Source organism: Microbacterium sp. IO18 (assembly GCF_049099505.1).
In the GTDB taxonomy this organism is placed as follows: domain Bacteria; phylum Actinomycetota; class Actinomycetes; order Actinomycetales; family Microbacteriaceae; genus Microbacterium; species Microbacterium aurugineum.
Map to the genome: position 1 here is coordinate 93,353 of NZ_JBMJAF010000002.1, position 12,220 is coordinate 105,572.

Consider the following 12,220-nt stretch of genomic DNA (forward strand, 5'->3'; position numbering starts at 1 on the left):
ATGAACAGATATGCCGTCATCGGGGCGGGACCATCGGGGTTGGCCGCGGCGCGTGCGCTCCACCGGCGCGGTATCGGCATCGACGGGTACGAGGCGTCCCACGGCGTCGGCGGGCTGTGGGACATCACGAACCCACGCAGCACGATGTACGAGTCGGCGCACCTGATCTCCTCCCGCACCACGACCGAGTTCTCGGAGTTCCCGATGCGCACCCGGGTCGACTACCCCGGCCACCGCGTGCTGAAGGAGTACTTCCAGGAGTACGCCGACCGCTTCGGGCTGACCGACCTGTTCCGGTTCGAGACCAAGGTCACGCGTCTCGAACCGCGCGACGGCGGGTGGGACCTCACGAGCAGCGGCCCCGACGGCGAGGAGACCCGCTGGTATGCCGGGGTCGTGCTGGCGAACGGCACCCTCGCGGAACCGAACGTGCCCTCGTTCCGCGGCGAGTTCACCGGCGAGCTGCTGCACACCAGCGCCTACAAATCCCCGGAGATGCTCCGGGGCAAGCGGGTGCTGCTCATCGGCGCGGGCAACTCCGGCTGCGACATCGCGGTGGACGCCGTGCATCATGCCGACTCGATCGATATGAGTGTCCGCCGCGGGTACTACTTCGTGCCGCGCTACCTGTTCGGCAAGCCGAGCGACACCCTCAACCAGGGGCGCCCCCTGCCGGCGCGGATCAAGCAGGCTGTCGACAGCCGCGTGCTGCGTGCGTTCACGGGAGACCCCGTGCGGTTCGGATTCCCCCGGCCCGACTACCGCATCTACGAGTCTCACCCGATCGTGAACACCCTCATCCTCAACCACCTCGGGCAGGGCGATCTGCGCATCCGTGCGGACATCGATCGGTTCGACGGGAAGACCGTGCACTTCCGCGACGGGGGTTCGGACGAGTACGACCTCGTGCTGCTGGCGACCGGCTACACCCTGGACTATCCGTTCGTGGATCGCGAACACCTCCACTGGCGCGGCGCGTCGCCTCGGTTGTTCCTCAACGTCTTCCCCGCTTCCTTCAACGGGTTGTACGTGATGGGCATGATCGAGGCCTCCGGGATCGGCTGGCAGGGCCGGTACGAACAGGCCGATCTGCTCGCGACCTACCTCGACGCCGCAGAGCACGACCCGGCGCGGGCCGCACGCTTCCGCGACCGCGTGACCGGCACGGCGTGGCCGGACACCTCCGGCGGCTATCACTACCTCGGCCTCGGCCGGATGGCGTACTACGTCAACAAGGACGCCTATCGCAGCGCGGTGCGACGCGAGATGAGCGCACTGGAGGCCTCGGCATGAACATCGACGACGTCGTCCTGTCGTTCACGCCCGGCACGTTGACGATCCTGAACGTGGTGTTGGGGCTGATCATGTTCGGCATCGCCCTGGACACCTCGCCACGCGACTTCCGTGTGGTGGCGAAACACCCGAAGCCGTTCGTGATCGCGATCCTCGCGCAGCTGCTCCTGCTGCCCGTCGCGACGTTCCTGCTGACCCTCGTGCTGCCCATCCCCCCGTCGATGGCGTTGGGGATGATCCTGGTCGCGTGCTGCCCGCCTGGCAACATCTCGCAGGTGCTGACACATCGTGCCGGCGGCAACGTCGCGCTCTCGGTCTCACTCACCGCGGTCGGGAACCTCATCTACATCTTCGCGATGCCCCTCAGCATCACGTTCTGGGCGTCCCTGCATCCCACCGCCAGCGCCCTGTTGCGCGATGTCTCGCTCGACCCCTGGCGGATGCTGCTGGAGATCTTCCTCATCATCGGTCTCCCCTTCGCGGTGGGACTGCTCCTCCGCGCGAAAGTGCCGGGGATGAGCGCGCGGGTGCAGCCGTTCGTGAAGTGGTTCAGCCTGATCGCCCTGCTCGGGTTCATCGTGGCGGCGCTCATCGGCAACTGGGCGGTCTTCGTGCAGGTCCTGGGTGTCATCCTGCTGGTCGTCGCCGTCCACGACGCCGTCGCGCTCGCACTCGGCTACGGCACCGCCGTCGTGGGCGGCCTCGGCACCCGTGAGCGCAAGGCGATGACGTTCGAAGTCGGCATCCGCAACGCCGGCCTCGGTCTGGGCCTGGTGTTCCTGTTCTTCGACGGGCTCGGAGGCATGGCCGTCGTCGCGGGCTGGTGGGGCATCTGGGACATCATCGCGGGTCTCGTGCTCGCCGGGCTCTGGGCCCGCCACACGCGACGCCGCACGGGGACCGCGACCGGAGACAGCAGCGGCCGCGCACCCATCGAGGCCGCCTGATGTCGCGGGTGCTCATCACCGGCGGCGGAGGCTTCCTCGGGTCGCATGTCGCCGAGGCCCTCGCCGCGCGCGACGATGTCGAACTCGTCGTCGCCGCGGACCTGCGCCCGGGCACGCCGCGCCACGGCATCATCGACGAGACACTGGATGTGACCGATGCCGCCGCCATCGCTCCGACGCTCCGGAAGCACCGGATCGACACGGTCGTGCATCTGGCGGCGATCGTGAATCCGGGCCGCGACGTCGCCCTCGAGTACCGCGTCGACGTGACCGGCTCGGCCAACGTCCTCGCCGCCTGCGTGGACGCCGGCGTCCGCCGCATCGTCGTCTCCAGCTCCGGAGCCGCCTACGGCTATCACGCGGACAATGCGGACTGGATCGAGGAGGACCAGCCGCTGCGGGGCAACGACGCCTTCCCCTACGCACGGCACAAGCGTCTGGTCGAGGAGATGCTCGCCGAGTACCGTACGGCCCACCCGGAGCTCGAGCAGGTGGTCTTCCGCATCGGCACGATCCTCGGTCCGTCCGTGCGGAATCAGATCACCGCGCTCTGGGACGGAAGGCGGATCCTTCGCATCGCCGGTTCGGATTCCCCGTTCGTCTTCGTCTGGGTGGACGACGTCGCCGCAGCGATGGTCCGTGCGGCGACGGACGGCCCGCCCGGGATCTTCAACGTCGCCGGGGACGGACGCATGACCGTGCCGGAGATCGCGGCTCGACTGCGCAAGCCCGAGCTCGTGGTCCCCGCGGGGGTGCTGGCCGCAGGTCTCCGGATCGGACGGACGCTCCGCCTCACGGAGCACGGACCGGAGAAGGTGCCTTTCCTCCGCTATCGGCCGGTGCTGGCGAACGGACGTCTGAAGAACGAGTTCGGATACACACCGCGACGCACGACCGCTGAGGCTTTCGAGGAGTACCTCCGCACGCACCCTGCCGTCGCCGGTGAGGGCCGCGCCGCGGAGTAACGTTGACGCGTGGAGAAGACTCGTGGCCGTCGCATCCTGAAGCGCGTCCTGTGGAGCCTGGCGATCGTGGTGGTGCTCGCCGTCGGCGGCGTCGTCGCGTGGAGCCAGATCGGTGTCATGGCCGCGGAGCCCGAGCCGCTCGCGACGGTGCAGGAGAACCCGCAGATCACGGTGACGGATGCCGATCAGGGGATCGTGCTCGAGCCGGTGGACGGCGAGTCCGACGTCGGGCTGGTCTTCATCCCCGGGGCCAAGGTCGACCCCTGGGCCTATGCCGCCATCCTCCAGGGCCTCGCGGAAGACGGTGTCACGGTCGTGATCACCCGCCCCTGGCTGAATCTGGCCTTCTTCGACCCTCGGGGCCTCGATGCCTTCACGTCCGCCGCTCCGGAAGTCGGTGTGTGGGCCGTCGGAGGACACTCGCTCGGTGGTGTGCGCGCCTGCCAGCTCGCCCCGGACGCCGATGCGCTGGTGCTGTTCGGTTCCTACTGCGCCAACGACCTCTCGCAGAGCGGGCTCCCGGTCCTGAGCATCTCGGGCAGTGAGGACGGCCTCTCGACGGCGGACAAGATCGCCGATGCACGCGATGAGCTCCCTGCGGATGCCGAGATGGTCGAGATCGACGGCGCCTCTCATGCCTCGTTCGGCGACTACGGGCCGCAGGACGGCGACGGCATCCCGACGATCTCCTCCGAGGAGATGCATGCGGAGGTCACGCGCCTGGTCGACGACTTCCTCGCACCGCTCGCCCCCTGAGCCTCAGCCCGCGAGGCCTGACGCGTCCGATCAGATGTCGAAGCCCTCGGCGATCAACTCGACGAGCTCTTCCCGCTCCTCGACCGGGAGGAAGGCAGCTGCGGCGGCGTTGAACTGGAACGTCTCGAGGTCGTCGAGGTCGTACTCGAAAGTCTCGACGAGCAGCGCGAGCTCGCGCGTGAGCGACGTGGCGCTCATGGTGCGGTTGTCGACGTTCACGGTCACGGAGAACCCGAGCTGGTACAGCAGGTCGAACGGGTGGTCTGCCAGCGTGTTGCCCCAGGCCGCGATCGCCCCGGTCTGCAGGTTCGAGGACGGCGACAGTTCGAGCGGGATCTCGCGGTCGCGGACCCACCGGGCGAGGTCGCCGAACTGCACCTGCACCTCATCGCCTTCCTGCGTCACGACCTGGAGGTCCTCGGCGATGCGGACGCCGTGGCCCAGTCGCAGCGCACGCCCGTCCAGCAGAGCCGAACGGATCGACGCGAGCCCCGCGGCCTCTCCCGCATGTACGGTCACCGGGAAGAACTTGCCGGCGAGATAGTCGAACGCGGCGCGATGATTCGACGGCGGGAAGCCGTCCTCCGGCCCCGCGATGTCGAACCCGACGGCGCCGCGACCGCGGAAGTCGACCGCCAGCTCGGCGATCTCCCTCGCCCGATCGGTGTGGCGCATGGCCGTGATCAACTGGCCGACGCGGATGCTCCGACCATCGCGGTCGGCGGCGTCCTCGCCCTCTTCGATGCCCTGCTGCACCGCTTCGACGGTCTGTTCGAGCGTGAGTCCACGGGCCTGGTGCTGCTCCGGAGCCCAGCGCACCTCGCCGTAGACCACACCATCGGCCGCGAGATCCTGGACGAACTCGCGCGCGACGCGCGTGAGCCCTTCCGGGGTCTGCATGACGGCGGTCGTCAGATCGAAGGTCTTGAGGTACTCCACCAGCGACCCCGAGTCGCTCTGCTTCGCGAACCAGGCACCGAGCGCCGCGGGGTCGGACTTCGGGGCCTCGAGGCCGATCGCGTCCGCGAGCTCGATGATCGTCGCGGGGCGCAGGGCACCGTCGAGATGATCGTGCAGCGACACCTTGGGGAGGCTCCGCAGGGAGACGCCCTGCAGCGTGACATCGCCGTTCGCGTCGATCGACATGGTGATCCTCCTCCGTCGCGGATGTGCTCAGTTCAGGCTAGCGGTCCGCGGTCACGCCGTGATGCGCTCGCGCACGATGGGACCGGCCTCCGGCACCTCGCCACCGATCGCCCAGGCGCCCTCGAGAGCTTCGATCGCGCGGGGGAAGCGGGCCTCGTCCGCCGCGGACAGCGTGAAGAGCGGCTGCCCGGCGGTGACGCGGTCGCCCGGCTTCGCGTGCAGGTCGATTCCTGCCTCGAAGATCACGGGGTCCTCAGCCCTGGCACGGCCCGCCCCCAGTCGCCAGGCGGCGACCCCGAACGGGAGCGCGTCCAGGCGCGTGAGCACACCGTCTTCCGGGGCGGTGACGACGTGCGTCTCGCGTGCCGTGGGCAGCGGGGCGTCGGGGTCTCCATCCTGCGCGCGGATCATCGCCTTCCAGGTGTCCATCGCACGCCCGTCGTCGAGGGCGGCTTCCACGTCGGCATCCGGCTGTCCGGCAAGTGCGAGCATCTCCCTCGCCAGGGCGAGCGTCAGCTCCCGCACGTCGGCGGGACCACCGCCGGCGAGGATCTCCACCGACTCGCGGACCTCGTTGGCATTGCCGATCGCGAGTCCGAGCGGGACGTTCATGTCGGTCAGGAGCGCGGTGGTCGCCACGCCCGAATCGGTGCCGAGCGCGACCATCGTGCGGGCGAGCTCGCGGGCACGATCGATGTCCTGCATGAAGGCGCCGGAGCCGAACTTCACGTCCAGGACCAGCGCGTCCGTTCCCTCCGCGATCTTCTTCGACATGATGCTCGAGGCGATCAGCGGAATGGCTTCGACGGTTCCGGTGACGTCGCGGAGCGCGTACAGCTTCTTGTCGGCGGGGGCGAGCCCCGAACCGGCGGCGCAGATGACCGCGCCGACGTCGCCCTGCATCTGGGCGAACATCTCCTCGTTGCTGAGCGCCGCGCGCCAGCCGGGGATCGACTCGAGCTTGTCGAGCGTGCCACCGGTGTGACCGAGTCCGCGGCCGCTGAGCTGCGGGACGGCTACGCCGAAGGCCGCGACGAGCGGCGCGAGCGGAAGCGTGATCTTGTCCCCGACACCGCCGGTGGAGTGCTTGTCGACGGTCTTCTTGCCGAGGGAGGCGAAGCTCATCCGCTCCCCCGAGGCGATCATCGCGTCGGTGAGCACGCGGATCTCGTCACGCTCCATCCCCCGCTGGAAGACGGCCATCGCGAACGAGGCCATCTGCGCGTCCGAGACGTAGCCGCGCGTGTACGCGTCCACCATCCAGCGCAGCGCGGCCTCGGGGACCGCGCCCCCGTCGCGCTTGGCGCGGATGACATCCACCGCGTCGAAAGGCTCCACCGTCGTCATCGTGCGTCCTCCAGGTCGCGCGGCCCGAACGCGTCGGGCAGCACCTCGTCGATCGTGCGGATGCCGGAGACGGTCTCGAGCAGCATCCCGGGCATCGCGTGCTCGAACAGCAGCTGACGGCAGCGGCCGCACGGCATGATCGTCTGCCCTTCGTTGTTCACGCACACGAAGGCGACGAGCTGGCCGCCACCCGACATGTGCAGGTCTCCGACGAGCGCGCACTCCGCGCACAGCGTCACCCCGTAGGAGGCGTTCTCGACGTTGCACCCGGCCACGATCCGCCCGTCCCCGACGAGAGCGGCCGCCCCCACGCGATAGCGCGAGTACGGCGCGTACGCCTTCGTCATGGCTTCCGTGGCGACCTGGCGCAACTCATCCCAGTCGATGTCGGTCATTGCGATACTTCTCTCTTTCCCGGCAGGGCTAGGACTTGATGTACGGCTTGCCGTCGGCGGCAGGGGCCTTGATCTGTCCGGCGAACCCGGCGACCGCGAGCAGAGTCACGACGTACGGCAGCATGAGCATGAACTCGCCGGGGATCGGCGTCTTCAGGATCGAGAGCAGGTTCTGCAGGTTCGTGGCGAAACCGAACAGCAGGGCCGCGAGCGTCGCACGGATGGGATCCCAGCGCCCGAAGATCACGGCCGCGAGGGCGATGAAGCCGAGACCCGCCGTCATCTCCTTGCCGAACTGCGGCACCGAGACGAGTGTGAAGTACGCGCCGCCCATGCCGGCGATCGCGCCGGCCAGCAGCACGTTCCAAAAGCGGGTCGGGTTCACCTTGATGCCGACGGTGTCAGCCGCCTGCGGGTGCTCTCCCACGGCGCGGACGCGCAGGCCCCACCGCGTGCGGTACAGCCCCCACGCGACGACGGCGACGGTCACGAACATCAGGTATCCGATGAAGGTCTGGTTGAACAGCACGGGTCCGATGATCGGGATGTCGCTCAGCAGCGGGATCTCCACTCGGGGGAACCGCACCGGCGTGTTCAGCGCCTCCTCGTTCGGCGCGAGGAGCGCGCCGTAGAGGAATCCGGTGAGACCCGTGACGAGCACGTTCAGCACCACACCGACGATGACCTGCTCGACGAGGTACTTGATGGCGAACGCGGCGAGCACGCTGGCCACCAGGACGCCACCGACCATCGCGCCGATCAGACCGACGAACGGGTTGCCGGTGATGCTGGAGAGCAGCGCGGCGGAGAACGCCCCGAGGAGCAGCTGTCCTTCGATCGCCACGTTCACGACGCCGGCACGTTCGCCGATCACCCCGCCCAACGCACCGAACACGAGCGGCACCGACAGGGACACCGCTCCGAACAGCAGACTCGTGACGGGGACCAGTCCCCCGGCGGACGCCCAGACGAGGAACGCGAAAACGGCGAGCACGCTGTAGGCGATGACCAGCCAGAGGGACGGCGGACGGTAGATCCAGGCTCGGAGGAACGCCCCGACCGTCAGAACCACCAGGATGCCGAACACGACCCAGAAGGTCGATGCCGTGGGCAAGGCGACATCCGGGAGCCCGAGCGCCGCCGAAGGGTCGGAGAGCCGGAACGTGCTGATGCCGTCGCGCGGCACGGTGAGGAAAAGCAGGGCCAGCAGCGCGGTGGCGACGGCGAGGACGATCGGCGCCTTGAGGTGCCGCTCCTTGACGGTCTCGAGCTGGACGGCGCCGCCTGCGGACACGGTCTGAGTGAGGGACATCATGCGGCCACCGCCTTCTTCGCGGCCTTGGCTCTCGCCTTGGCGGCCTTCTCCGCATCGGTCTTCGGCAGGAAGAACACCGAGCGCAGCAGCGGCGGCGCAGCGATGAACAGCACCACGAGCGACTGCACCACGAGGACGATGTCGACCGGGATGTCCTGCGCCTGCATCGAGAACGAGCCCGCCTTGAGCGCGCCGAACAGGATACCGGCCGCGAACGTGCCCCACGCGCGGCTGCGGCCCAGGAGCGCGACTGTGATCGCGTCGAACCCGATGCCGGCGTCGATGGTCTCGGTGACGCCCGTCGTGACCGCCCCCTGGATCTGGTTCATCCCGGCGAGGCCCGCGAGCCCCCCGGCGAACAGCATCGCGTACACGTAGACGCGCTGCACGCTGATACCCGCGGCGCGCGCGGCATGCGGGTTCTCCCCCACGGCGCGCATGCGCATGCCGAGCGAGGAGCGCTCGATGAGCCACCAGACGAAGAGCGTCGCCACGATCACGATCACGAAGCCGAGGTCGAGCAGCGGGAACTGCGGGCCCAGCAGCGTCGGGAACTGCGCGCTCTCGGGCGTCGCCGAGCCGAGCGCCTGGTTCGTGCCCGGCTTCTGCAGCAGGCCCGGCGTGCGGATCATCCACAGCAGCAGGTAGTACGCGATGTAGTTGAGCATGATCGTCAGGATCACCTCGTGCGCACCGGTGCGCGCCTTGATGAGTCCTGCGATCGCACCCCAGAGCGCACCGCCCGCGATACCGGCGATGAGGGTGACCGGGATGTGCAGCCAGATCGGCAGGTCGAGCGAGAACGTGAACAGCGCCGCGACGGCGACACCGATGAGCATCTGACCGCGGGCACCGATGTTGAACAGCCCGACGCGGAACGCCAGAGCGACGCCGAGACCTGCGGCGATGAGCGGGGCGGCGAAGCCGAGGGTGTTCGTCAGCGGCCGGATCTGCGCCGCGAAGTCGGCACCCCTCGCGTTGAAGATCGCCCCGCGGAACAGCGCCTCGTAGCCGTTGTACACGGCGTTCCAGGCGGCGACGAAGGTGTCACCGGGCTGGGCGAAGAAGTAGACGGATGCCGCCTGCACGTCTTCGTTCGTGACGGCGATGAGGATGCCGCCGACGATGAGCGCCAGCACGATCGCGAGGATCGTCGTCACGGCGTTGCCGCGGAGGATCTCCTTGAGGATGACGTTGCCGCGCGGAGGCGGCGGCACGTCGGACGGGTCGCGCGGAACCGTGCCGGTGCTCGTCGCGAGCTCCTGCGGCGGGATGCCCTTGGTCACATCTCCTGCGCCGGGTGTCGCTCCGCTCACGCGGCCACCTCCCCTTCGGCCGCTCCGGCCATCATGAGTCCGAGCGTCTCCCGGGGCGTGTCGCCGGGGACGATGCCGACGATCGTGCCGCGGTACATGACCGCGATCCGGTCGGCCAGAGCCGCGACCTCGTCGAGCTCCGTGGAGACGACGATCACCGGAATGCCGGCATCCCGCGTCTCGATGATCCGTTTGTGGATGAATTCGATCGAGCCGACGTCGACGCCGCGGGTCGGCTGCGCGGCGACGAGCAGCCGCAGGTCGCGGCTCATCTCACGGGCGATGACGACCTTCTGCTGGTTTCCGCCCGACAACGTGCCTGCCGCCGTCTCCGGCCCCTGGGTACGGATGTCGTACTCGGTGATGCGCGCACGGGCGAACTCGTCGAGCGCGGCGCGGCGCAGTGTGCCCGCGCGACTGAACGCCGGATCGTCCGAGCGGTCCAGGATGAGGTTCTCGGCGACGGAGAAGCCGGCGACCAGGCCGTCCTCCGTGCGGTCCTCCGGCACGAACCCGACCCCCGCGTCGAGGATCGCACGCACGCTCCGGCCGACGAGTTCCTTGCCGTCGAGGGAGATGCTGCCTTCCACGCGGGCGGCGAGGCCGACGATGGCCTCCACCAGTTCCGTCTGGCCGTTGCCCTGGACACCCGCGATCGCGAGGACCTCGCCCGGGCGGACGGAGAAATCGATGCCGTCGACGACGATCGCGCCGGTGGGCGTGAGGATGCGCAGTCCCGAGACCTCGAGACCTCCTTCGCCGAGGCGCGGCGGATCCTTCTGGACCGTGAGCTCGACGGCCCTGCCCACCATGAGGGAGGCGAGTTCGGCGTTCGTCGCGGTGGGCGATGCCTCACCCACGACGCGTCCGAGCCGGACGATGGTGATCTTGTCGGCGACCTCGCGCACCTCGCGCAGCTTGTGCGTGATGAACACGATCGCCGTGCCCTCGTCGCGCAGCTGACGCATGATGTTCATCAGCTCGTCGGTCTCCTGCGGCGTCAGCACGGCGGTCGGCTCGTCGAACACGAGCACCTTCGCGTCGCGCGACAGCGCCTTGATGATCTCGACGCGCTGCTGCACTCCGACGGGGAGGTCACCCACGAGCGCATCCGGGTCGATGTCGAATCCGAAGCGGGCCGCGACCGACCGCACGTGCTCTCGCGCCTTCGCGATGTCGAGCGTGCCGAGGGCTTTGGTCTGCTCGTGGCCGAGCATGACGTTCTCGGCGACCGTGAAGACGGGAACGAGCATGAAGTGCTGGTGGACCATGCCGATCCCCGCCGCCATCGCGTCACCGGGTCCGCGGAAGCGCTGCACCTCGTCATCGAGGAGGATCTCGCCCTCATCCGCCTGATACAGGCCGTAGAGGACGTTCATGAGCGTGGACTTGCCCGCGCCGTTCTCGCCGAGCAGCGCGTGGATCTCGCCCGGTTCGACCACCAGGTCGATGTGGTCGTTCGCCACGAGGCTGCCGAATCGCTTGGTGATGCCGCGAAGTTCGAGCTTCATATCTGCACCTTATCCAGAAGAGTCATCCAGGAGAATCATCGTCCGTCCACGGCACGGGGCGAGTGGCAGCCTGCTCACCACTCGCCCCGTGCTGGACCTGCGACGACTTACGGGGAGTTCTCGGACTCCACCGTGATGTCGCCCGCGATGATCTGCTTCTGCAGCTCGGCGAGTTCGTCGAGGAGCCCGTCGGGCAGCTGGGACTCGAAGTCACCGAAGCCGGAGAGCTTCACTCCCTCGTTCTCGAGCGTTCCCACGTACGGGGCCGGGTCGAAGTCGCCGGCGGCGGCCGCGATGGTCGCGTCCTTCACGGCGACGTCGATCGCCTTCATGATCGAGACCAGGGTGATGTCGGCGACGCTCGGGTCAGCCACGGCCAGGTCGCTGTCGACACCGAGCATCAGCGTGTCCTTGCCGCTGTCGGCGATCGCCGCTGCCGCGCTCTGGTAGACCGGGCCACCGACGGGCAGGATCACGTCGACGCCCTGGTCGAGCACGCCCTGAGCGGTCTGCTTGGCCGTGTCGTTCGCGTCGAAGCCGCCCGTGAACGAGCCCTTCTGCGTCGCGGCGTCCCAACCGAAGACCTGGACCGAAGCGGACTTGTCCTCGTTGTACTTCTCGACACCGAGCTGGTAGCCGTCCATGAACACGGCGACGGACGGGATCTGCATCCCGCCGAAGGTGCCGACCTTGTTCACGCCGCTCTGCGCCGACCAGGCGGCCGAGGCGTAGCCACCGAGGTAGGCGGCCTGAGCCGTGTCGAAGACCAGCGGCTTGATGTTCGGGGCGTCGACATTGCCGTCGAAGTCGTTGTCGGCCCAGTCGTCGATGATCGCGTAGTCGATCTCGGGGTTCGCGAGGGCGGACTCGACGGTCGCAGCCGACAGCTTGAAGCCGACCGAGACGATGAGCGAGCAGCCCTCGGAGACCGCGGTCTCGAGGTTGGGCGCGTAGTCGTTGTCGTTCGCCGACTCGAACTCGAGCGGCTTGATGTCCAGCTCTTCGGCGGCGGCGTCCATGCCTTCCTTCGCGGACTGGTTGAACGACTTGTCGTTCCATCCGCCGGCGTCGGAGATGAGGCACGGGAGGAAGTCGGAGTCAACCGGCTTCTCGGAACCCGACCCGCTGTCGGTCGGGGCCTGGCCGCAGCCGGCGAGTGCGAAGATGACGCCCGCGGCGACCGTCGCGCCGAGCAGCTTCTTGGTGGTGGAGATGGTCAACTGATGCCT

The 12,220-nt window shown here is 68.6% G+C and carries 11 protein-coding genes; 4 read left to right on the plus strand and 7 right to left on the minus strand.

What is annotated here, in order from left to right; translation table 11 throughout:
• The 4 genes from ACLF6J_RS12070 to ACLF6J_RS12085 are packed head-to-tail and all read left to right on the plus strand — an operon-like array spanning window position 1 to window position 3,961.
• Window positions 1-1,293 carry a flavin-containing monooxygenase gene (locus ACLF6J_RS12070; protein WP_134351756.1) on the plus strand — a complete coding sequence of 431 codons (1,293 nt, stop codon included), beginning with the start codon at window positions 1-3 and terminating at the stop codon, window positions 1,291-1,293.
• Complete coding sequence (locus ACLF6J_RS12075; protein WP_134351758.1) at window positions 1,290-2,240, plus strand: bile acid:sodium symporter family protein; 951 nt, start codon at window positions 1,290-1,292, stop codon at window positions 2,238-2,240. Before ACLF6J_RS12070 ends, ACLF6J_RS12075 begins: the two co-directional genes overlap by 4 nt.
• The gene (locus ACLF6J_RS12080) at window positions 2,240-3,205 is read left to right on the plus strand and encodes an SDR family oxidoreductase (RefSeq protein WP_134351760.1); all 966 of its coding nucleotides are present in this window, start codon (window positions 2,240-2,242) and stop codon (window positions 3,203-3,205) included. Before ACLF6J_RS12075 ends, ACLF6J_RS12080 begins: the two co-directional genes overlap by 1 nt.
• A gap of 9 nt (window positions 3,206-3,214) precedes the next feature.
• Window positions 3,215-3,961, plus strand: a complete 747-nt coding sequence (locus ACLF6J_RS12085; protein WP_166804648.1) for an alpha/beta hydrolase — start codon at window positions 3,215-3,217, stop codon at window positions 3,959-3,961.
• Window positions 3,962-3,991: 30 nt separating this feature from the next.
• Here ACLF6J_RS12085 and ACLF6J_RS12090 read toward each other — a convergent pair whose 3' ends face one another.
• The 7 genes from ACLF6J_RS12090 to ACLF6J_RS12120 all read right to left on the minus strand — a co-directional run bounded on the left by ACLF6J_RS12090 (window position 3,992) and on the right by ACLF6J_RS12120 (window position 12,211).
• Window positions 3,992-5,107 carry an adenosine deaminase gene (locus ACLF6J_RS12090; protein ID WP_134351762.1) on the minus strand — a complete coding sequence of 372 codons (1,116 nt, stop codon included), beginning with the start codon at window positions 5,105-5,107 and terminating at the stop codon, window positions 3,992-3,994.
• Between the two features lie 51 nt (window positions 5,108-5,158).
• Window positions 5,159-6,454 (minus strand): thymidine phosphorylase, encoded by a 1,296-nt coding sequence (locus ACLF6J_RS12095; RefSeq protein ID WP_047523596.1) that lies wholly within the window; start codon window positions 6,452-6,454, stop codon window positions 5,159-5,161.
• Entirely contained in the window at window positions 6,451-6,849 is a 399-nt protein-coding gene (locus tag ACLF6J_RS12100; protein ID WP_047523598.1) for a cytidine deaminase, read from the minus strand. Before ACLF6J_RS12100 ends, ACLF6J_RS12095 begins: the two co-directional genes overlap by 4 nt.
• A 28-nt stretch (window positions 6,850-6,877) precedes the next feature.
• Window positions 6,878-8,164 carry an ABC transporter permease gene (locus tag ACLF6J_RS12105; RefSeq protein WP_047523600.1) on the minus strand — a complete coding sequence of 429 codons (1,287 nt, stop codon included), beginning with the start codon at window positions 8,162-8,164 and terminating at the stop codon, window positions 6,878-6,880.
• Window positions 8,161-9,480 (minus strand): ABC transporter permease, encoded by a 1,320-nt coding sequence (locus tag ACLF6J_RS12110; RefSeq protein ID WP_047523602.1) that lies wholly within the window; start codon window positions 9,478-9,480, stop codon window positions 8,161-8,163. The genes ACLF6J_RS12105 and ACLF6J_RS12110 overlap by 4 nt, the downstream gene beginning before the upstream one ends.
• On the minus strand, window positions 9,477-10,991 hold the full coding sequence (locus ACLF6J_RS12115; protein WP_047523603.1) for an ABC transporter ATP-binding protein: 1,515 nt from the start codon (window positions 10,989-10,991) through the stop codon (window positions 9,477-9,479). Before ACLF6J_RS12115 ends, ACLF6J_RS12110 begins: the two co-directional genes overlap by 4 nt.
• Before the next feature lie 107 nt (window positions 10,992-11,098).
• Window positions 11,099-12,211, minus strand: coding sequence for a BMP family lipoprotein (locus ACLF6J_RS12120; RefSeq protein WP_047523604.1), 1,113 nt, complete (start codon window positions 12,209-12,211; stop codon window positions 11,099-11,101).
• Window positions 12,212-12,220: the final 9 nt, after the last annotated feature.